At 66.8% G+C, this 20,236-nt stretch carries 15 protein-coding genes; 6 read left to right on the top strand and 9 right to left on the bottom strand.

The window, feature by feature from the left end; all coding sequences use genetic code 11:
* Positions 1-126: 126 nt before the first annotated feature.
* On the bottom strand, positions 127-1,578 hold the full coding sequence (locus AABM56_RS13860) for an efflux transporter outer membrane subunit (RefSeq protein WP_347883398.1): 1,452 nt from the start codon (positions 1,576-1,578) through the stop codon (positions 127-129).
* A 98-nt stretch (positions 1,579-1,676) separates the two neighbouring features.
* Between AABM56_RS13860 and AABM56_RS13855 the strand changes: the two genes are divergently transcribed.
* From AABM56_RS13855 to AABM56_RS13835, 5 genes are all read left to right on the top strand, one after another.
* Positions 1,677-2,294: a TetR/AcrR family transcriptional regulator gene (locus AABM56_RS13855; RefSeq protein ID WP_133861015.1), complete on the top strand. Its 618-nt coding sequence runs from the start codon at positions 1,677-1,679 to the stop codon at positions 2,292-2,294.
* A 76-nt stretch (positions 2,295-2,370) separates the two neighbouring features.
* Positions 2,371-3,486 carry an efflux RND transporter periplasmic adaptor subunit gene (locus AABM56_RS13850; RefSeq protein WP_133861014.1) on the top strand — a complete coding sequence of 372 codons (1,116 nt, stop codon included), beginning with the start codon at positions 2,371-2,373 and terminating at the stop codon, positions 3,484-3,486.
* Entirely contained in the window at positions 3,483-6,581 is a 3,099-nt protein-coding gene (locus AABM56_RS13845) for an efflux RND transporter permease subunit (RefSeq protein ID WP_347883397.1), read from the top strand. The genes AABM56_RS13850 and AABM56_RS13845 overlap by 4 nt, the downstream gene beginning before the upstream one ends.
* A 65-nt stretch (positions 6,582-6,646) precedes the next feature.
* Entirely contained in the window at positions 6,647-7,933 is a 1,287-nt protein-coding gene (fabF, locus tag AABM56_RS13840) for a beta-ketoacyl-ACP synthase II (RefSeq protein ID WP_133861012.1), read from the top strand.
* A 338-nt stretch (positions 7,934-8,271) separates the two neighbouring features.
* Positions 8,272-8,886, top strand: a complete 615-nt coding sequence (locus AABM56_RS13835; protein ID WP_133861011.1) for a TetR family transcriptional regulator — start codon at positions 8,272-8,274, stop codon at positions 8,884-8,886.
* A 143-nt stretch (positions 8,887-9,029) separates the two neighbouring features.
* Here the strand turns inward: AABM56_RS13835 and AABM56_RS13830 are convergent, their stop codons facing one another.
* From AABM56_RS13830 to AABM56_RS13820, 3 genes are read right to left on the bottom strand one after another with little or no spacing between them, the layout of a single operon-like run.
* Positions 9,030-9,956, bottom strand: a complete 927-nt coding sequence (locus tag AABM56_RS13830) for a sugar ABC transporter substrate-binding protein (RefSeq protein WP_133861010.1) — start codon at positions 9,954-9,956, stop codon at positions 9,030-9,032.
* Between the two features lie 46 nt (positions 9,957-10,002).
* The gene (locus AABM56_RS13825) at positions 10,003-10,791 is read right to left on the bottom strand and encodes a TIM barrel protein (protein ID WP_133861009.1); all 789 of its coding nucleotides are present in this window, start codon (positions 10,789-10,791) and stop codon (positions 10,003-10,005) included.
* A gap of 5 nt (positions 10,792-10,796) precedes the next feature.
* Complete coding sequence (locus tag AABM56_RS13820; RefSeq protein WP_347883396.1) at positions 10,797-11,813, bottom strand: Gfo/Idh/MocA family oxidoreductase; 1,017 nt, start codon at positions 11,811-11,813, stop codon at positions 10,797-10,799.
* A gap of 182 nt (positions 11,814-11,995) precedes the next feature.
* On the opposite strand from AABM56_RS13820, the gene AABM56_RS13815 reads away from it, so the two are divergent.
* Positions 11,996-13,981 carry a sigma-54-dependent Fis family transcriptional regulator gene (locus AABM56_RS13815; protein WP_133861007.1) on the top strand — a complete coding sequence of 662 codons (1,986 nt, stop codon included), beginning with the start codon at positions 11,996-11,998 and terminating at the stop codon, positions 13,979-13,981.
* Between the two features lie 72 nt (positions 13,982-14,053).
* Here the strand turns inward: AABM56_RS13815 and AABM56_RS13810 are convergent, their stop codons facing one another.
* From AABM56_RS13810 to cydB, 5 genes are all read right to left on the bottom strand, one after another.
* Positions 14,054-16,015 carry a methyl-accepting chemotaxis protein gene (locus AABM56_RS13810; protein WP_347883395.1) on the bottom strand — a complete coding sequence of 654 codons (1,962 nt, stop codon included), beginning with the start codon at positions 16,013-16,015 and terminating at the stop codon, positions 14,054-14,056.
* 478 nt (positions 16,016-16,493) lie between these two features.
* On the bottom strand, positions 16,494-18,455 hold the full coding sequence (locus AABM56_RS13805; protein WP_347883394.1) for a methyl-accepting chemotaxis protein: 1,962 nt from the start codon (positions 18,453-18,455) through the stop codon (positions 16,494-16,496).
* Positions 18,456-18,671: 216 nt separating this feature from the next.
* Positions 18,672-18,968 carry a cyd operon YbgE family protein gene (locus tag AABM56_RS13800; protein WP_133861251.1) on the bottom strand — a complete coding sequence of 99 codons (297 nt, stop codon included), beginning with the start codon at positions 18,966-18,968 and terminating at the stop codon, positions 18,672-18,674.
* The gene (cydX, locus tag AABM56_RS13795; RefSeq protein ID WP_007158843.1) at positions 18,955-19,071 is read right to left on the bottom strand and encodes a cytochrome bd-I oxidase subunit CydX; all 117 of its coding nucleotides are present in this window, start codon (positions 19,069-19,071) and stop codon (positions 18,955-18,957) included. The genes AABM56_RS13800 and cydX overlap by 14 nt, the downstream gene beginning before the upstream one ends.
* A 25-nt stretch (positions 19,072-19,096) precedes the next feature.
* Positions 19,097-20,236: a cytochrome d ubiquinol oxidase subunit II gene (cydB, locus tag AABM56_RS13790; RefSeq protein WP_133861004.1), complete on the bottom strand. Its 1,140-nt coding sequence runs from the start codon at positions 20,234-20,236 to the stop codon at positions 19,097-19,099.

Here is a 20,236-nt window from a genome sequence, read left to right as displayed (position 1 = left end):
GCTGACCGGTGCCGGCCATGGGTACCCAGTATGGCCGGCCGGCTTGCAGGGGTCGCGATGCAGAATCTCGGCTTTTGTACCGGACAGCCGCTCGGGCTGGCCCGGTGCAGCAGGTGCCGTCTTCTGCTATCTCAGGCTTAGGGCGGCGGGGGAAGCGGGTTGCCAGCCTCCACCCAGCGCCTTGAAGGTGCTTATTGCCGCCTGTGCGGCTGCCGTTTGCGCCTGGGCACGCGCATCGGCCGTGCGGAGCAGGCGCTCATCGGCCTGCAGAACGTCGACCAGGGGCAGCACACCCTTCTGGTAGGCGAGGGCGGCGGCCTGGCGGGCTTGGCTGAGCGAAGCCTCGCCCGCCGTCAGCAGAGTGACCTGCTCTTCGCGCTTCAACTGGCCGGTCAGGGCATCTTCCACGTCTTCGGTGGCGCGCAATGCCGCCAGCCGATAGGCCGCCAGCGATTCTGCGCGCTGTCCCTCGGCCGCCTGGATCTGCGCATCGATCCGGCCGAAGTCGAACAGCCGCCAGCGTACGCCCAGGGCACCGAGCGCCTGATTGGCGTCGTGGCTGAAGAGATTGCCACTGGAAATCGTGGTGGCGCTGCCGAGCAGAGCGCTCAGGGAGATCTTGGGGTAGTACTCGGCCATTGCGGTGCCGATCCGAGCATTGGCGGCGGCCAGGCGGCGCTCGGCCGCGATCAGGTCCGGACGTCGACGGAGCAGGTCGGCGGGCGTGCCTGCCGTTTCGATGCGGGGGGCGTCGGGAATGGACGCGGCGCCAGCCAGTTGGGTACGCCAGGTGCCAGGTGGCGCCGCCAGCATCACGTCCAGTGCATTCATGGCCCGCTCCAGCGAGAACTCCAGGCCGGGTATCGAGGCCTGGACCTCGGCCAAGCCTCCTTCGGCCTGGCGTAGCTCCCGGTCGGTCGCCAGGTCCTTGCCGTTCAGTAGCCTGACCATCGACAGCAAGCCCTGCTGGGTGTCCACCTGATGGCGAGCGATCGCCAGGCGTGTCTGCAGTCCGCGGATGTCGACATAGAGATCGGCGGTCTGGGCAGCCACGGCAAGGCGCACGGCACGGGCACCCGCCACGCTGGCCTGGTAGTCGGACTGGGCGGCTTCACGACCTCGGCGCAGACCGCCAAACACATCCAGCTCCCAGCTTGAGTCAAGATTGGCCTCATAGGAAGAACCGCTCCTGGCGTAGCCGGGCGCTGAATCGAGCACCCGTCCAAGCGGTGTTTCCAGCGACTGATAGGCACGACCGGCTTGGCCACCAAAATCGCCTGCCGGCAATAGCGCGGCATCGGCTGCCCTAAGGCCAGCGCGAGCCTGGGTAATGCGTGCGTCGGCCTGGACCAGATCGAGATTCTGCGCGAGGGCCTGGTTTACCAGGCGGCTCAGGAGTGGATCGTTGAAACGGTCCCACCAACCCGCGAGCGCCCGATCGGCCAGGGTCGCTGGCACCGGCTCCCGCTGGAAGCTTGCCGGAAGCGCAACTTCAGGGGCGCGGTAGTCAGGCCCCACCGTACAGCCGCTCGCCAGGGTGGCGCTGGCGAGCAGAATAATCTGGAGTCTGGAGCGCATGGGCCTTTATCCTGAGCAACGCCTGAACGGTTTTAGTGACTAAAGTGTATATTGGTCACCTTCCGCATCATTTTGCAACTGCCGGAACACCCAACCCCATGACTACCGAATCCGTTTCCCCTGGCCAAGCTCGTGGACCGGCCGAGCACGACGTTCGCCACCAGATCATGGTGGCAGCGAAAGACCACTTCAGCCACTACGGCTACGAGAAAACCACGGTGTCCGAACTCGCCCGGAGCATCGGGTTTTCCAAGGCCTACATTTACAAGTTCTTCGATTCAAAGCAGGCGATTGGCGAGGCCATCTGTGCGGATTGCCTGAGCGGAATCGAGGCAGAGGCCAGGGCCGCGGTGGCCTCGGCTACCCAAGCCCCCGAAAAGTTGAGAAGGCTGTTTCAGAGCCTTCCGGCGGCAACCCTGCGGCTGTTTTCAGACGATCGAAAGCTTTACGAAATCGCCATTTCTGCGGCGTCGGGCCGCTGGCCGGCCACGATCAGCTACGAAGCGCGGATGCAGGAGCTGCTCAAGGAGATCCTGGTGCAGGGCCGCGGGGAAGGACAGTTCGAGCGCAAGACGCCGATCGACGACGTTACGATGGCGACCTATCTCGTGTTGCGACCCTATCTGAATCCGCTGATGCTTCAGCACAGCTTCGAGCATTTCGATGTCGCTCTTACCCAGTTGGCCAACCTGGTGCTGCGTAGCCTCTCGCCCTAAATTGTCTTGTGACTATTGACTAAAATGGTCACTAGTATCAAATTGCGCGCTCTGCTGGCATCCTCTCGGAGCTTCCATGTTCGCGCGCCGTCTGCTTTCCACCGCTGTGGGGGCTACCGTCCTTTCGCTGTCCCTTGGCGGGTGCGACGCCCCTTCCCAGGGCGATCCCCGCACGCAGGCGCCTTTGGTGCGAGCTGCGGTGGCGGAGCCCGCCGAGCGCGCTGGTCGTACCTTTACCGGCATCGTCGCCGCGCGAGTGCAGAGCGATCTGGGCTTTCGCGTCGCCGGCAAGGTCGCCGAACGGCTGGTGGACATCGGTGAAACCGTCAAGCGCGGGCAGCCGCTGCTGAAGCTTGATCCCATCGATCTGCAACTGGCCCTGCAGGCGCAGCGCGAGGCCGTGGCCGCGGCCCAGGCGCGGGCCCGCCAGGCGGTGGACGATGAGGCGCGCTACCGGGATCTACGGGGCACGGGGGCGATCTCGGTCTCCGGCTACGATCAGATCAAGGCTGCGGCGGATACGGCCAGGGCCCAGCTCAAGGCTGCCGAAGCCCAGGCGGAAGTCGCCCTCAACGCCAGCCGTTACACCGTCATGGTGGCCGATGCGGATGGCACCGTGGTCGATACCCTGGCCGAGCCCGGGCAGGTCGTAGCCGCTGGACAGAGCGTGGTGCGCCTGGCTCGTGCGGGCGCCCGGGAGGTCGTCGTCCAGCTGCCGGAGACCTTGCGTCCGACGCTTGGCTCCCTGGCCCAAGCCAGCCGTCTGGGCGCTGCGGAACAGCCGGGACCGGCTCGGTTGCGCCAGTTATCGGACAGCACCGACCGCGAGACGCGTACCTTCGAGGCGCGCTATGTGCTCGAAGGGACGCTGGCCAGTGCGCCCCTGGGCACCACCGTGAGACTGCGCATTCCGGAAGAGTCCGGGCATCGGGCGAATGCCTTGCAGGTGCCGTTGGGCGCCCTGTACGACGCGGGCAAAGGCGCGGGGGTCTGGCGTATCCAGGGCTCGCCCGGGCAGGTCGCCTGGGTACCCGTGCAGATTCGTCAGGTGTCGGATGACACCGCCCTGGTGGACGGCCCCCTCCTGCCGGGTGACAGGGTCGTGGCCCTCGGCGTTCATCTCCTTCACGAGGGCCAGGCGATCCGCCTGGCCACCACTGCCAACAGTGCCCTGGAAGGTAAGCAGCCGTGAGCGACAGCCGATTCAATCTGTCGGCGCTGGCCGTCCGCGAGAGCTCCATCACCCTGTTTCTGATCCTGCTGATCTCGGTCGGCGGGGTACTGTCGTTCTTCAAGCTGGGCCGGGCGGAAGATCCGGCCTTCACGGTCAAGGTCATGACCATCATCACGGCCTGGCCGGGGGCCACGGCGCAGGAGATGCAGGATCAGGTCGCCGAGAAACTGGAAAAGCGCCTGCAGGAATTGCGCTGGTACGAGCGCTCGGAGACCTATACCCGTCCGGGCCTGGCCTTTACCACCTTGACGCTGCTCGACAGCACACCGCCGGCCGAGGTGCCCGAGGAGTTCTACCAGGCGCGCAAGAAGATCAGTGACGAAGCCAGGACCCTGCCCGTCGGGGTGAGCGGGCCAATGGTCAACGATGAATACGCCGACGTCACCTTCGCGCTCTTCGCGCTCAAGGCCCGGGACGAGCCGCAACGGCTGCTGGCACGCGAGGCGGAAACGCTGCGCCAGCGTCTGCTGCATGTACCGGGGGTCAAGAAGGTCAATATCCTGGGTGAGCAGACCGAGCGCATCTATGTGGAGTTTTCTCACGATCGCCTGGCGACCCTGGACGTGGCACCGCAAGACATCTTCGCCGCGCTCAATGCCCAGAATGTCCTGACGCCCGCGGGCTCCATCGAAACCCGCGGCCCCGAGGTCTTCGTCCGTCTGGATGGCGCCTTCGAGCAGCTCGATGCCATCCGCGACACCCCGGTGATCGTCAAGGGCCGCACCTTCAAACTGGCAGACATCGCGACGGTGACGCGTGGCTATGAAGATCCGGCCACCTTCGTCATCCGCAGCGGTGGCGAGCCGGCGCTGCTGCTGGGTATCGTCATGCGCGACGGCTGGAATGGCCTGGATCTCGGCAAGTCACTTGAAGGCGAAGTCGGCAACATAAACGCTGAGATGCCCCTGGGCATGAGTCTGACCAAGGTGACCGACCAGGCGGTCAACATCGCCTCGTCGGTCGACGAATTCATGATCAAGTTCTTTGTCGCCCTGCTGGTGGTGATGGTGGTGTGCTTCGTCAGCATGGGCTGGCGGGTGGGCATCGTCGTGGCGGCCGCGGTCCCCCTGACGCTGGCGGCGGTGTTCCTCGTCATGGCCGCCACCGGCAAGAATTTCGATCGCATTACCCTGGGCTCGCTGATCCTGGCCCTGGGCCTGCTGGTGGACGATGCCATCATCGCCATCGAGATGATGGTGGTGAAGATGGAGGAGGGCTATAGCCGCGGCAAAGCCTCCGCCTATGCCTGGAGCCACACCGCCGCTCCCATGCTGGCCGGTACCCTGGTGACCGCCGTGGGCTTCATGCCGAATGGCTTTGCCCAGTCCGCGGCGGGTGAATACACCAGCAACATGTTCTGGATCGTCGGCATCGCGCTGGTCACCTCCTGGGTCGTGGCGGTGGTGTTCACGCCTTACCTAGGCGTCAAGCTGCTGCCAGAGACCAAGACGGTCGAGGGTGGCCATGGTGCGCTCTACGACACGCCGCGCTACCACCGCTTCCGCCGCGTTCTCGGCCAGGTGATTGCCCGCAAGTGGCTGGTCGCGCTGCTGGTGATCGGCCTGTTCGTGTCCGCCATCCTGGGCATGGCTGTCGTCAAGAAGCAGTTCTTTCCCATCTCCGATCGTCCCGAGGTGATGGTGGAGGTGCAGATGCCCTATGGCACCTCGATCAGCGAGACAGAACGGGCGACCGCCAAGGTCGAGGCCTGGCTTGCCCAGCAGGACGATGCCCGGATCGTGACCTCGTACATCGGGCAGGGTGCGCCGCGCTTTTTCCTGGCGATGAGCCCGGAACTGCCGGATCCGTCCTTCGCCAAGATCATCATCCGCACCAACAACCCGGAGGCCCGCGAAGCGCTCAAGATGCGGCTGCGCGAGGCCATCGCCGCCGGGCTTGCGCCGGAGGCACGGCTGCGGGTCACCCAACTGGTGTTCGGGCCCTATTCGCCGTTTCCGGTCGCCTTTCGCGTGAGCGGTCCCGATCCGCAGGTGCTGCGGCGGGTGGCCGCGGAGGTGGAGCAGGTGATGCGTGCCAGTCCGCTGATGCGTACCGTCAACAGCGATTGGGGCACGCGGACGCCGGTGCTGCGCTTCAGGTTGCAGCAGGATCGCCTGCAGGCCATGGGCCTGAGCTCCAGCGCCGTCGCGCAGCAGCTGCAATTCCTGCTCAGCGGCATGCCGGTTACGGCGGTCCGCGAAGACATTCGCACCGTCCAGGTGGTGGCGCGCGCGGCGGGCGACGTTCGCCTCGATCCGGCGCGGTTGGGCGATCTCACCCTGGTCGGCGCCCAGGGCCAACGCATTCCGCTGTCGCAGATCGGCGACCTTGAGGTGCAGCTGGAAGAGCCCCTCATGCGGCGGCGCGATCGGGTGCCAACGATCACCGTGCGCGGCGATATCGCCGAAGAGCTGCAACCGCCGGACGTTTCCACCGCCGTGCTCCAGCAGCTGCAGCCGATGATCCAGCGCTTGCCGGCGGGCTATCGGATCGTACAGGCGGGCGCCATCGAGGAGTCGGGCAAGGCGATGGCGGCGATGCTGCCGATCTTCCCGCTGATGATCGCCTTGACGCTGCTTATCATCATCCTGCAGGTGCGTTCCATGGCCGCGATGATCATGGTCTTCCTGACCAGTCCCCTGGGGCTGATCGGGGTGGTACCGACCCTGATCCTGTTTCAGCAACCCTTCGGCATCAATGCCCTGGTCGGGTTGATCGCGCTGTCGGGCATCCTGATGCGCAACACCCTGATCCTGATCGGGCAGATCCACCAGAACGAGCAGGACGGCTTCCCCCCCTTCCAGGCGGTGGTCGAGGCGACCGTGCAGCGCGCAAGACCGGTGATCCTCACGGCGCTGGCGGCGGTGCTGGCCTTCATCCCCCTTACCCATTCGGTGTTCTGGGGCACCCTGGCCTACACCCTCATCGGCGGCACCCTCGCGGGCACCGTGCTCACCCTCGTATTCCTGCCGGCCATGTATGCCATCTGGTTCAGGATCAGGCCACCCGTCCGCGGTGATTCCCTGTCCTCCGATCTGCCAATTGCGCCTTGATCGGGCGCGGACAAGACACGAGGTCGCCCGCGGGCGCCTCGTCCATCGAGAGAAGAGGTAAGGCAATGCAAGGCAACGACAGAACACGCATCGTGGTGACCGGGCTGGGCACGGTCAGTCCGCTGGGCTGTGGCACCGACCAGGTCTGGTCTCGGCTGCTGGCGGGGCGCTCGGGCATAAGTCCGCTGCCGCCCGCGGTCAGCGACGGGGTGGGCAGTCTCATCGCCGGTCAGGTGCCGAGCCGCGCCGACGATCCGGAGGCGGGATACGACCCCCTGGTGGCCATCGCCGCCAAGGATCTGAAGAAGATGGATCGCTTCATCGAGTTCGCTCTGGTGGCGGCCCAGGAAGCCCTCGGCCAGGCCGGCTGGCAGCCGACCAGCGAGGCGCAGCGCGAGCGCACGGCGACCATCATCGCCTCTGGGGTGGGCGGCTTCGGCGCCATCGCCGAGGCGGTGCGGACCACCGACGCCCGCGGCCCGCGGCGGCTCTCGCCCTTTACCGCACCGTCGTTCCTGGCCAACATGGCGGCGGGCAACGTCTCCATCCAATACGGCTTCCGCGGTCCGCTGGGTGCGCCCATCACCGCCTGCGCCGCCGGTGTCCAGGCCATCGGCGACGCCGCCCGGCTGATCCGCAGCGGCGAGGCCGACATCGCCCTCTGCGGCGGGGCGGAGGCGGCGATCAATCGTGTGAGCCTGGGCAGCTTCGCCGTCGCCCGCGCCCTGTCCACGGGATCCAACGAGCGTCCGCAGGAGGCCTCGCGCCCCTTCGACCGGGAGCGTGACGGCTTCGTCATGGCCGAAGGCGCCGGGCTGCTGGTGATCGAGACCCTGGAGCATGCGCTGGCAAGGGGCGCCACACCCCTGGCCGAACTGGTGGGCTACGGTACCAGCGCGGATGCCTACCACCTCACCGCCGGCCCGGAGGACGGCGGCGGCGCTCGTCGCGCCATGGCGCAGGCGCTGCGCCAGGCCGGTATCGACGCGACCCAGGTCCAGCACATCAACGCCCACGCCACCTCCACCCAGGTGGGCGACAAGGGCGAGCTGGCGGCCATCCGTGCGGTGTTTGGCGACGCGTCCTCAGTCGCCATCACCTCGACCAAGTCGAGCACCGGGCACCTGTTGGGCGCCGCGGGGGGCGTGGAAGCCATCTTCACCGTGCTCGCGCTGCGCGACCAGATCGTGCCGCCGACCTTGAACCTGCACCACCCCGATCCGGCCGCGGAAGGCCTGAACCTTGTCGCCCTGCAGGCACGGCAGCTACCGATCGAATATGCCCTGTCCAACGGCTTCGGTTTCGGCGGGGTGAATGCCAGCGTGCTGTTCAGGCGTTGGATGGGGAGCTGATAGTTGCTGAACGCGCTTGCACGGGTGGCCCGGCCGGCCACGCGCGCGGCGGTGCACATGATTTTTGGACTCGCGTAGCGGTAGGAACGGCGTTTCCCTGCGTCGTTTCAGATAAGAAATGAGTCCACCAGGAAGAGAAGGCTCTCTTCCTGTTTTTCTCCAGCCGCTGTCCAAAACCTGACTGGGCAGCCGGCACCCACGTAGTTCCCTGGAATGACGAGTGCGTATTGATGAAAGTACCGAAGAGATGCGCTAGATAAGCATACATGCAAGAATGTTTGTAAAAGACAGGCGAAACGTTAGACTGCCAAAACAGACGCCTTTGAAACGAGATAGCCATGCGCCGTACTAAAGAACACGCTGAGCAGACACGCCAGACCATTCTGGATGCAGCCGAGGCGTTGTTTCTCACCAATGGTGTTTCACGCACCAGCCTCGAAATGATCGCCAGAGAGTGCGGGTTGACTCGAGGAGCGGTGTATTGGCACTTCAGGGACAAGGCGCAGCTGGTCCACGAGATGCTCAATCGCATCCGCATTCCGCTTGACGAAGTCACTCAGCAGCTGAGTATGGATGGGGAGGGCGATTGCCTGATGAGGCTGTACGAACTGTGCGTCGAGTGCATGGAGAAATTCGTTCAGCCGGGACGGGAGCGTCGTGTCATGACCATCCTGATGCACCGTTGCGAGTTCACTCAGGAACTGCAGGAAGTCGAACAGCGGGAAAATGCCCTGACCCGCGAATTCGTGGCGCTCGTCGAGCGCCTCTTCGATGGCCAACGGCAGCGCCTGGAGGCCGCGGTGACGCCGAGAAGTGCCAGCCTACAGCTGCATAGCCTGTTTTGCGGCACGCTGGCTGGCATCCTTCGTGACCAGGACATCTTCGCGCCGCTCATGGATGTACGGCTGATCTTCACCCTCTACTTCAGGTCGCTGGTGAAGGACTGGCCCTGACGGTGGACGAGCGGCGCGCCAGCGGAGCAAGGGACCGGCACTGACGCCTTGCTCCCACTGGACGCGGTACTGAGCTGTCCCGGGCGTTGGTTTTCAGCCTTCGAGGGGACGCTTCCCCGTTCAGGCCGGTGCGCTCCCGGTCGCTACTTGAAACGAGCGGTGTAATCCGCCAGGTTGCCGGGCGTGATCAGCTCGTACGGCACCCAGACATCCGCCTGGACCGGTTGCTTGCGGATCATCTTGAGCGCGGATTGCACCGCCTGCACGGCCTGGCCTCTTGGGTCCTGGAACACCGAGGCGGCCAGCAGTCCGCGCTTGATGGCCGCCTGCCCATCGGGTAGACCATCCACCCCCACCACCGGAACCTGACCCTTGCCCATTCCGGCCTGTTGCAGCGCCATGGCGGCGCCGATGGCCATCTCGTCGTTGTTGGCGACAATGGCGTCGAAATGGGTCCCGGCCGTCAGCCAGTTGCTGGTCAGGTCCATGCCCTTGCTGCGGTCCCAGTCCGCGTTCTGCTGGGCGATCACCTTGATGTCGGGATAGGCCTTGAGCGCTTCCTTGAGACCTTCGGAGCGGCCGCGGGTGGCATTCTGGGTCAACTCGCCCATGATCAGGGCGATGCTGCCCTTGCCGTTCAGCTGCTTGGCGATGAACTGCCCCTGCAACTGCCCGGCCTGCAAGTCGTCCGAGGCCACGGCGACCACCCCGGCGAGCAGCTTGGGATCGTCCGGGCGCCGGTTGACGTACACCAGTGGAACCTTGGCCGTGGTGGCGGCGCGGGTAATGTTGACGGTGGCGGCGGTGTCCACCGGCAGCACGATCACGGCGTCCACGTTCTGCGCCAGGAAGCTCTGCACCTGGTTCAGCTGGCGAACGACGTCGCCCTGGGCATCCTCGAATTGCAGGCTGATCTTTTCCGCCTTGCCCGCCTCTTCCAGATTGCGGCGGACATAGGTCATGAAGTTGTCGTCGACCTTGGCGATGCTGACCCCGATACGGTAGTCGGCGAGGGCCAGGGGCGTCAGGGCGAAGGCGAAGGCGGCGCACAGCAGGTTGCGAAGCAGCATGTTCAGTTCCTCTTGTTGTTATGCGAGCGGAAGCATCTATCGGGGACTACAGGGTGAAGGCCGTTCTGAAGCGCTCCAGGGCACGCTCGGTATCACCTTCGGCAGCCCAGCCTTCGAGGCCGACCACACCGCGATAGCCGAGCCTGGCGAGGGCCCGGGCAATGGCCGGGTAGTGAATCTCGCCGGTCCCCGGCTCACAGCGCCCTGGGACATCGGCTACCTGGATTTCCCCGATCGCCGACCCGGCCCGACGGATCAGCTCGATCAAATTCCCTTCGCCGATCTGGGCATGGTAGAGGTCCAGGTTGAGCCGCAGGTAGGGACTGGCCACCGCCTCGATCAGGGCCAGGGTGTCTTCGGCGCGGGCGAAGGGCACACCGGGATGGTCCACCGCGGTATTGAGGTTCTCCAGCAGGAAGACCCGGCCGGCGGACTCGCCCAGGCGGGCGATCTCGGCGAGGGTGTCACGCGCCGCCAGCCAGTGATGGCCGCTCACCTCGGCCAGCGGCTTGACCGGCAGGCCGCGCGGGTCCAGGCCGGTGCCGTGCAGGTTGAGCGAAGGGCAGGCCAGGCGCTCGGCCACGGCCAGGGATTCCCGGGCACTGGCGAGCAGGGCGGCACGGCCTTCGGCACTCACCAGGTCGCCTGAGACATAGCCGGTCATGGAGGTGAAGCGCGCGCCGGTGGCGGCCAGGGCGTCGATGTCGTGGCGCGTCCAGTCCCAGATCTCCACGGCGAAGCCCAGGGCATGCAGGCGGCGGACCCGCTCGACGAAGGGCAGGTCGAGAAAGACCATTTCGGCGCTGACGGCCAGGATGAAGGGCGATGAGGTCATGGGCTTCACTCCGCGACGGCGACCGGCTGGCCGGTCTGCACCGATTCGATGGCGGCCAGGGCGATGGCCAGCGCCGCCCGGGCATCGTGGCCGCCCACCGGCACCGAGGTGCCCTCGCGCACGGCATCGACGAAGGCACGCAGCTCGGCCAGGTAGGCGTCGCGCAGCAATTCGGCGTCGGAGCGCTGGGTGGTCTGGCTGATGCCTTCGGCGCCGTAGCAGACCAGCTCGCTGGTCCGGGCGTCCCCGGCGGTCAGCATGCCCGCGCTGCCGAACACCTCGCCGCGCACGTCGTAGCCGTACACCGCCTGGAAGTTGGCCTCGGCGGTGGCGATGGCGCCGTTGTCGTAGCGAATGGTCACCACGGCGGTGTCCAGTAGGCCGCGGTCACGGAAATCGGGGCGCACCAGGGCGTCGGCCACCGCGTAGACCTGCACGGCGCGGGCGCCCGGATTGAAGAAGTTGAGGGTGTCGAAGTCGTGGATCAGGGTCTCGAGGAAGATGGTCCATGGCTTCACCGCCGCCGGATCGTGCAGCGCCGGATCGCGGGTGAGGGAGCGCAGCAGTTGCGGTGTGCCGATCCGCCCCTGGACGATCAGCTCCCGAGCGCTGCGGAAGCTGGTGGCGAATCGCCGGTTGAAGCCCACCTGCAGGGCCACGCCAGCCTCCGCGCAGGCGGCGATGGCCCGGTCGGCCTCCTCCAGGGTCACGGCCATGGGCTTTTCGCAGAACACCGGCTTGCCGGCGCGGGCGGCGGCCACCACCAGCTCGGCATGGCTGCGGGCCGGGGCGACGATGACCACGGCCTCGACGGCGGGGTCCTCGATCAACGCCTGGGGGTCGGTGTGGATATGGGCGACATCCAGGGTCTCGCCAAGCCGGGCAGCGGCGCCGGGCGCCGGATCGGCCAGGGCGACCAGCCGCGCGCCATGCAGGTGCCGGGCGAGGGCGGTGGCATGGAAGGTACCCATGCGACCGGTACCGATGAGGCCGAGGGCGAGGGGGGTGTTCGTCTGGGGCATGAGGCGTTCTCTTGTGGTTGTTATAGGCGTGGGCGATGTGCCCGACGGGGAGGGAGCAACCGCCATGCCAGGGCAGGAAAGGCAGCCAGGTCGCGGGCTGCCGGACTTGCCAGTCCGCATTTATGTCTATAAAAAAGACATGTCCAGCTGGACATGTCCAAAGATTGGACGAGGAGCCGAAGATGCAGGAGCAGGTCGCCCCGAGCGAGCTGACGCGGGAATTGCAGTTCGTCAGCGAGCTGCAGCGGTCGTCGGTCGCCGAAGGTGTCCAGCGCGAGCTGGATGCCGCCTGGACCGACTGCCTGGCGGGGGCCACGGAACTGGTCCCGGTGCGGCCGGTGATCCGGGCGTCCTGGCTGCGCAGCCGCGCGGCGGGCATCGTCGCGGAGGAATTCCACTACGAATTCGTCGAGTCGCAGGAACTGGCCCGCCGGCTGCGGCGGCAGCGCGAGCTGCTGGACATCGCCGCGCCGGTCATGGCCGAGCTGTTGCGCTACAACCCGGACGGGCACCTCAACCTGGCAGATGCCGAGGGCGTGACCCTGGCCGCCTGCGGGCTGGATCTCACCCCGCTGGGCAGTCGTCTGCTGGAGTCGGTGCAGGGCACCAACTGCACCGGCCTGGCCCTGCGCGAGCAGCGACTGGTGTTCGTCCTGGCGGGCGAGAATTTCAAGCGCGAGCTGCGCGAACGGCGGATGCACTGCGCCTCGGCACCGGTCCGCGACACCCAGGGACGGCTGCTCGGCGCCCTGACCCTCACCGCGGCGGTGGGCAACTTCCACTGCCATACCCTGGGCACGGTCCAGGCCGCGGCCGATGCGATCTCCCGCCAGCTGGCGCTCACCGCGCTGCTGGACGAGCAGCAGCGGGTGCTGGAGGTCCTCAACGAAGGCGTCATCCTGCTCGACGACGACCGCTGCATCCGTAGCCTGAACGGCTATGCGCGGCGCCTGCTGCAGCTCGACGATCCACAGCGGGGGCGCCCCTTCGCCAGCCTCATCACCCAGGACACCGACCTCGACCTCTGGCTGGATCGTCGCTGGGAACGCCAGGACCGCGACCTCACCCTGTTGCTACCAGACGGCAGCGGTTTGCCGTGCCTGGCCTCCGCCGCGCCCATCGCCCAGGGCGGCTGGGTGCTGTCGCTGCGAGAGAACCGCCGCATCCGCGAGATCACCCGCCAACTGCTGGGCACCCGGGCGCGTTACAGCTTCAACGATATCCAGGGTCGCTCGCCAGCCTTGCAGAACGCCTTGCGCGTGGCTCAGGCAGCCAGCCACAGCGAAGCCACGGTGCTGGTACTGGGAGAAAGCGGGGTAGGCAAGGAGCTATTCGCCCAGGCGATCCACAACGCCAGTGTCCGTCGCCATGGCCCCTTCGTTGCGGTGAACTGTGGCGCCATTCCACGCGACCTGGTGCAGAGCGAGCTGTTCGGCCATGTCGAGGGGGCCTTCACCGGGGCTGCTCGTGGCGGTGCGGCGGGAAAGTTCGAGCTGGCCGATGGCGGCACGCTGTTTCTCGACGAGATCGGTGACATGCCCCTGGAGGCCCAGGCGAGCCTGCTCCGGGTGCTGCAGGAGGGCGAGGTGACCCGGATCGGTGCCAAGAAGGCCCAGGCGGTGGACGTCCGCGTCATCGCCGCGACCCATCGCGACCTGGCCCAGGCCGTGACCGGCGGGAGCTTCCGTGGGGATGTCTTCTACCGCCTCAATGTGCTTCCCCTGCAGGTACCGCCATTGCGGGAGCGCCGCGAAGACATTCCGCTGCTGGTGGCTACTCTGCTCAAGGCGCTGAGCCGTCATCTGGAACGGCCGCCGCCGGCCATCGCGGACGAAGCGCTGACGTTGCTGCTGGCCCATAGCTGGCCCGGCAACGTGCGGGAGCTGGAGAACGTCATCGAACGGGCGGTCAATCTGGCCCAGGGGCCGCTCATACAGCCGGGAGACCTGCCACCTTCGATGGTCGCCAACACGCTGTCCACGGATACCGAGGGCGAGCGCCTCACCCCCCTTGAAACGGGGCAGCGGGACCTGATCCGTGCCACCTTGCAGCAGACCCGCGGCAACCTTCGTCAAACCGCGACCCGGCTCGGGATCTCGCGCGCCGGGCTTTATGTGAAGCTGCGCCGCTACGCCTTGAATCCGGCGGATTTCCGGCCAGGACGCTGAAGTCCGGCAGCGGCCGACCGCAGCGAGCCAGGTTCTGGCGAGCGCGTCCCGGCCTGCCGCTCGCTGGCAGCATCAGGTCACGTGGAAGCGACCCACCAGTGCCTGCTGCTGTTCGGCCAGGCGGGCCAGTTCGCGGCTGGTGACGGCGGTCTGCTCGGCGCCGGCGCTGACCTGGATGACCAGTTCATGGATGTCGCTGACGTTGCGGCTGATGTCTTCGGCGACCTGGCTCTGCTGCTCGGTGGCCGAGGCGACCTGGATGGTGCGGTCGTTGATCAGGGTCACGCCCTCGGCGATCTCGCTCAGCAACTCACCGGCGCGGAGCATGTTGCCGGCGCCGGTCTGCACCAGGCCCAGGGTCTCCTGCATGGCCTCGGCGGCGCGGTCGGCGCCGCTCTGCAGGTGGCTGATCATCTGCTGGATGCTGCCGGTGGATTGCTGGGTCTTTTGCGCCAGGGAGCGCACCTCGTCGGCCACCACGGCAAAGCCGCGACCGGTCTCACCGGCGCGCGCCGCCTCGATGGCCGCGTTCAAAGCGAGCAGGTTGGTCTGCCCGGCGATGCCATTGATCACGTCCAGCACCAGGGAAATGGCGTCGCTCTCCTGCTTGAATTGGACAATGATCTGCGCAGTGCGCTCGGCCTGGACCGATAGCTCCTGCACCAGGCCGATGGTGGCCTGCAATTCGCGGCGACCCTGACGGGCGTTGGCTTCCACCTGGCGCGAGCCCTCGGCGGCTTCGCTGGTACTGCAGGCGACGTCCTTGACCGTGGCGCTCATCTCGGCGATGGCGATGACCACCTGATCGGTGCCCAGGCGCTGCTGGGCGACGTTCTGGCTGGTCTTGATGGCCACGGTCGAGGCCTCTTCGGCGGCGGTGGCAACCTGCAGGGATGCCGCCCCGATCTCCTGGCTGAGCTGGCCGAGTTCCTGGCTCATCAGATTGAGGTTGCCGGTGATGGTGCCGAATTCGTCCCGGCTCTGGTAGCCGCAACGGGCGCTGAGGTCGCGGGTCGCCAGGCGGGTGAGGGTGCCGTTGACCTGTTCGACTGCCTGCCTGATGGTGCGGATGACCAACCACGCCAGCACCGAGACGGCCAGCAGCAATACCAGCATCAGGCCGAGGGTGGTGCGGAGATCGCGGCTGGCGCCGGCGCGTGTCAGCTCGGTGGTGGCGATGATGTCTGCGCCCAGTTGCGTTTCCAGCGTGCCCAACTGATCGATGCGCCGGGTGGCCAGGTCGAACCAGGTGTCCGGCTGCACATTCAGCGGTCTGCCCGGCGTCGTGAAGAGCGCACGCCGCTGCAATTGCGCCAGCTCCAGGGCAGCGGGCTGCTGGAGGATGTTGTCGAACTGCTGGACGACCTCGGGTGCGGACCTCTGCCTGAAGGCGTCGGCATAGGCGGTGAATTCGCCGAGCGTGCGCGCGATCTGCACCAGTATCGGCAATTCCAGCCGATTCCTGCTGAAGGCTATGCCCAGCAGCGCGCGCTCGCGGCCAGCCCGTTCCTTCATCTCGACGAACAGATTCAGGGCATTCAGGGCGCGCTTGATCGCCGGATCCGCCACCTCGGCTTCGAGCTTGCTGTTGTAGCCGATCAATGCCTGGATCATCTCGGTATAGGCGGCACTGGACTGGGTCCCGCTGATCGTCAGGCCGTCCACGGTGGTGCGCACACCGGGCAGGCCGTCGAGGAGCTCCAGCACGGGTTGCAGGGCGGCATCGTCGCCGGCCGCGAGTGCGCGCAAGGCGCCTTGGGCCTGGTCGCTGTCCTGGCGATAGGTCCGCAGGTCACCCCGCAGGGCCGTGCCGCCACTGCTGAGAAAGATGCCGCTGGCGCCCCGTTCACGCTGCAGGCGGGTGATCAGGGCGCTGACGCCTTGCGCCGTGGCGCTGGCGGTCACGGTGTGATCCAGGTTCTCCAGTATCTGGTAGCGCTCTGTAAGGAAGAGACCGCAGATCAGCAGAAAACCGGTCAGGGGCAGAAGCAGGATCAGCAGCAGCTTGGTACTCAGGGCGGCGTTCTTCAGCATCGGTCAGTCCTTTGAGAGAGGACCATCGCGCCTGCTGGACGCGACGGTTCAGTTCCAGAAGAGATCACCGCGCAGGCATCGCCGGATGAAAGGATTCGGCTGATCAAGTCTGGCTGTTGATTGCCGAAAAAATCCTGGCGGCAGCGGCCTGCGAATGACTGCTCATAACGCCTGCAAGTAGCGTGCTAGAGGGGTTAGGTGATGCGGAGGTGCCGTTGCGAACGGCTGCTTTGCCGCCCGAGCGGAGAGGCGCTTGCGGCAGAGACGGGCGGCCGGAGGAGCGCACCGCCGCAGACGTCTGACGTCCGGATGGGTCGCGGTGAGCGAGGCGGGACAGTCAAGGGCGGGAAGACCAGCGGCAGGCGACTGGGCAGTCCGAGGAGGGTGTCGCGGGCGGGAACGGGCGGTTGCAGCGAATGGGGAGCGGGGAGGACCTGGATCGGTCCTCCGCTCTGGCGGTCGAGCGCCGGGAGGGGGTTCAGGCCACCCGGAAGCGGCCGACCAGCGCCTGCTGTTGTTCGGCGAGACGCGCCAGTTCGCGACTGGTGACGGCGGTCTGCTCGGCACCGGCGCTGACCTGGATCACCAGGTCATTGATGTCGTTGACGTTGCGGCTGATCTCTTCGGCGACCTGGCTCTGCTGCTCGGCGGCCGAGGCGACCTGGATGTTGCGGTCGTTGATCAGGGTCACGCCCTCGGCGATCTCACCCAGCAGCTCGCCGGCGCGGACCACGTTGCTGGCACCGGTCTGTACCTGGCCTAGGGTCTCCTGCATGGCCTGGGTGGCGCGGTCGGAGCCGCTCTGCAGATTGCTGATCATCTGCTGGATGCTGCCGGTGGATTGCTGGGTCTTCTGCGCCAGGGAGCGCACCTCGTCGGCCACCACGGCGAAGCCTCGACCGGCTTCACCGGCGCGGGCGGCTTCGATGGCGGCGTTGAGGGCCAGCAGGTTGGTCTGCTCGGCGATGCCGCGGATCACGTCCAGCACCGAGGAGATGGCGTCGCTCTCGTGCTTGAGTTCGCCGATGATCTCCGAGGTCCGCTCGGCCTGCACCGACAGCCCCTGCACCAGGCCGATGGTGGCCTGCAATTCGCGGCGACCCTGGCTGGTGTTGCCCTCTACCTGGCGCGAGCCTTCCGCGGCTTCGGTGGTGCTGCGGGCGACGTCCTTGACCGTCGCGCTCATCTCGGCGATGGCAGTGGCCACCTGGTCGGTGCCCAGACGCTGCTGGGCGACGTTCTGGCTGGTCTGGAGGGCGACGGCCGAGGCCTCTTCCGCAGCGGTGGCGATCTGCACGGTAGCCGCGCCGATCTCCTGGATCACCTGGCCCAGCTCCTGGCTCATCAGGTTGAGGTTGCCGGTGATGGTGCCGAACTCGTCCCGGCCCTGATAGGCGCAGCGGGCGGTGAGGTCGCGGGTGGCGAGGCGGGTGAGGGTCGCGTTGACCTGCTCGACCGCCTGCTTGATGTTGCGGATGATCACCCAGGCCAGGGCCGAGACGGCCACCAGCACCAGCAGCACCAGGCCGAGGGTGATCCAGAGGTCGCGACTGGCCTTGGCGCGGGCCTGCTCGGCCTGGGCGCCGGCGCTGGCGCCGAGGTCCGCCTCGACCTTGCCCATCAGATCGATGCGCTGGGTGGCCAGGTTGAACCAGTCTTCCGGCTTGACGCCCAGGGCGTCGCCCAGGGGGACGGTGAAGGCCAGTTGCTGGAGGCGGCTGACTTCCTGGGCGCTGGGTTGCTTGAAGGTGTCATCGAGCTGGCGGATGAAATCGGGCGTGGCCTTGCGCTCGAAGGCGTCGGCATAGGCGGAGAATTCGCCCAGGTTGCGGGCGAAGCGCGACAGCAGACCGGCGTCGAAGCGATTCTGGTTGAAGGCCAGGCCCAGCAGCACACGCTCGCGACCGGCGCGCTCCTTCATCTCGACGAACAGGTTGAGGGCGCCCAGGGCGCGCAGGATGGCCGGATCGTCGACACCGGCTTCCAGCGAATGGGTGTAGCCGATCAGCGTCTTGATCAGATCGGTATAGGCCGCACCGGACTGGGTGCTGTTGAGCGCCAGGCCGTCGACCCTGGTGCGCAGATCGGCCAGGCCGTCCAGGGCGCGCAGCAGGCTCTGGATAGCGGCATCGCTGCCGCTGGCCACCGCCTTGAGCGCGCCATGGGCCTGGTCGCTGTCCTGGCGGAAGGTCTTGAGCTTGTCCTGCATCGACTTGCCGCCGCTGCCCAGGAAGACGCCGCTGGCGCCCCGCTCACGCTGCAGGCTGGTGACCACGGCGCTGATGCGCTGCGCCGTGGCGCTGGCGGTCACGGTGTGCTCCATATCCTTGAAGGTTTCGTAGCGGTCGGCGGTGTAGAGTCCGGAGATCACCAGGAATCCAGCCAGCGGCAGGAGCAGGATCAGCAGCAGCTTGGTACTTAAGGGGGCATTCCTGAGCATCGTGGCATTCTCTGAGGCGTTTAGCGGGTACGCCGGCGGCAAGCGAGGAGCCGGCACGGGCAAGATCGATTCCGGTTATGTCGGCACCCGCAGACGAACCTTGATAGTCAGATTATTCATCCACGGGAGTGAGGCGGCGCGAGTAGCGCGGCCAGGCGGTACGGCGGCTGATGAAGACGGCGCCCGGGAAGGCCGGGCGCTATCGTCAGACGTCAATCAGCCCAGTTGCGCCTGGAAGAGCAGAACGTAGCCGAGCATCAGCAGCGGCCAGCCCAGCACCGGCCCGAACACCAGGCGCCACAGCCAGAGCCGCGGCACGAAACCGACGCCATGGACCAGGCCGGCGGAGACACCCAGCATGACCCCCATCAGCAGTGGATGGCTGTAGTGGCCGCTGGCGTCGAGCATCAAGCCCGGGTGAATCATCAGCAGCAGCGCCAGGGGCGCCGCCAGCAGCAGGGACAGCGTCCGTCCTAGTGGGTGGACGCGGGGCAGGGCCTCAGCACTCGGCATCGTCATGGACATCGAGCTCCCGGGTGCTTTCCAGCCAGAGGGCGTTGATGATGCCGAAGCTCGCGGCGAGCAGGACACCGAGGATCCAGGTGAAGTACCACATGAAGGAGTCTCCTTGAGATCGGTGATCAGTAGAGGCCGTGGGGGTTGGCGTCGATGAAGCGGTCATCGACCTTGCACCACATGCGCACGTAGCTCCACAGGGTGTAGGCCAGGATAAGCGGCACGAAAATGGCCGCGGCGACGAACATGATGCCCAGGGTCTTGTGGCTGGAGACGGCGTCCCAGACCGTCAGGCTGGAGGCCGGGTCCAGGCTCGACGGCAGCACGAAGGGAAACAGCGCGCAGCCGGCGGTGGCGAGGGTACCGACGATGGCCAGGGACGTGCCGGTGAAGGCCAGGCCGGCCTGGCGCCAGCTGCTGCCGAGCAGGGCCAGGACGCTGCCGAGCGCCGCCAGCACCGGGGCGAGCAGGGTCAGCGGCTGGGTATGGTAGTTGGCCAGCCAGCCCGGATTGCCGGCGGTCACCACCTTGTGCAGCGGATTCAGGGCGCTGCCCGGATCACCCTGGCTGACCAGCACGTAGCCGTCGAAGCCATAGGCCAGCCAGACACCGGCCAGACCGAAGGTGACGAAGTGGAGCAGGGCGCTCAGGCCGGTGGCGCGACGGGCGCGCTCGCCCAGCGCCTGGTGGGTGCGCAGCATCAGCCAACTGCCGCCATGGGCGCAGAGCATGGCCAGGCTGACCAGGCCGCTGAGCAGGGCGAAGGGGTTGAGCAGGGCGAAGAAGCTGCCGCTGTAGGTGGATCTCAGGGTGTCGTCGAGCTGGAAGGGTACACCCTGGAAGAGGTTGCCGAAGGCCACGCCGAACACCAGTGCCGGGACCAGGCTGCCGGTGAACAGGCCCCAGTCCCAGGCGCTGCGCCAGCGGGTGTTGTCCAGCTTGCTGCGGTAGTCGAAGCCCACCGGGCGCAGGAACAGCGCGAAGAGCACCAGCAGCAGCGCCCAGTAGAGGCCGGAGAAGGCCGTGGCATAGACCAGCGGCCAGGCGGCGAAGAGGGCGCCACCGGCGGTGATGAACCAGACCTGGTTGCCGTCCCAGTGCGGCGCGATGCTGTTGATGGCGGCGCGGCGCTCCTTGTCGGTCTTGCCGATCAGGGGCATCAGGATCATGGCACCCATGTCGAAACCGTCGGTGAGGGCGAAGCCGATTAGCAGCACGCCGATCAGCACCCACCAGGTGAGCTTGAGCACTTCATAGTCGAACAT

Source organism: Pseudomonas aestiva, from assembly GCF_039908605.1.
In the GTDB taxonomy this organism is placed as follows: Bacteria; Pseudomonadota; Gammaproteobacteria; order Pseudomonadales; family Pseudomonadaceae; genus Chryseomonas; species Chryseomonas aestiva.
This window is presented reverse-complemented; position numbering and strand designations above follow the sequence as displayed.

What these genes read in the sequence shown, in the direction of transcription:
- AABM56_RS13850 (WP_133861014.1), top strand. Translation starts at nt 2,371, where the DNA reads ATGTTCGCGCGCCGTCTGCTTTCCACCGCTGTGGGGGCTACCGTCCTT.
- cydX (WP_007158843.1), bottom strand. Translation starts at nt 19,071, where the DNA reads ATGTGGTACTTCACCTGGATCCTCGGTGTCCTGCTCGCCGCGAGCTTC.
- AABM56_RS13830 (WP_133861010.1), bottom strand. Translation starts at nt 9,956, where the DNA reads ATGCTGCTTCGCAACCTGCTGTGCGCCGCCTTCGCCTTCGCCCTGACG.
- AABM56_RS13820 (WP_347883396.1), bottom strand. Translation starts at nt 11,813, where the DNA reads ATGCCCCAGACGAACACCCCCCTCGCCCTCGGCCTCATCGGTACCGGT.
- AABM56_RS13860 (WP_347883398.1), bottom strand. Translation starts at nt 1,578, where the DNA reads ATGCGCTCCAGACTCCAGATTATTCTGCTCGCCAGCGCCACCCTGGCG.
- AABM56_RS13805 (WP_347883394.1), bottom strand. Translation starts at nt 18,455, where the DNA reads ATGCTCAGGAATGCCCCCTTAAGTACCAAGCTGCTGCTGATCCTGCTC.
- AABM56_RS13810 (WP_347883395.1), bottom strand. Translation starts at nt 16,015, where the DNA reads ATGCTGAAGAACGCCGCCCTGAGTACCAAGCTGCTGCTGATCCTGCTT.
- AABM56_RS13815 (WP_133861007.1), top strand. Translation starts at nt 11,996, where the DNA reads ATGCAGGAGCAGGTCGCCCCGAGCGAGCTGACGCGGGAATTGCAGTTC.
- cydB (WP_133861004.1), bottom strand. Translation starts at nt 20,236, where the DNA reads ATGTTCGACTATGAAGTGCTCAAGCTCACCTGGTGGGTGCTGATCGGC.
- AABM56_RS13825 (WP_133861009.1), bottom strand. Translation starts at nt 10,791, where the DNA reads ATGACCTCATCGCCCTTCATCCTGGCCGTCAGCGCCGAAATGGTCTTT.
- fabF (WP_133861012.1), top strand. Translation starts at nt 6,647, where the DNA reads ATGCAAGGCAACGACAGAACACGCATCGTGGTGACCGGGCTGGGCACG.
- AABM56_RS13855 (WP_133861015.1), top strand. Translation starts at nt 1,677, where the DNA reads ATGACTACCGAATCCGTTTCCCCTGGCCAAGCTCGTGGACCGGCCGAG.
- AABM56_RS13800 (WP_133861251.1), bottom strand. Translation starts at nt 18,968, where the DNA reads ATGCCGAGTGCTGAGGCCCTGCCCCGCGTCCACCCACTAGGACGGACG.
- AABM56_RS13835 (WP_133861011.1), top strand. Translation starts at nt 8,272, where the DNA reads ATGCGCCGTACTAAAGAACACGCTGAGCAGACACGCCAGACCATTCTG.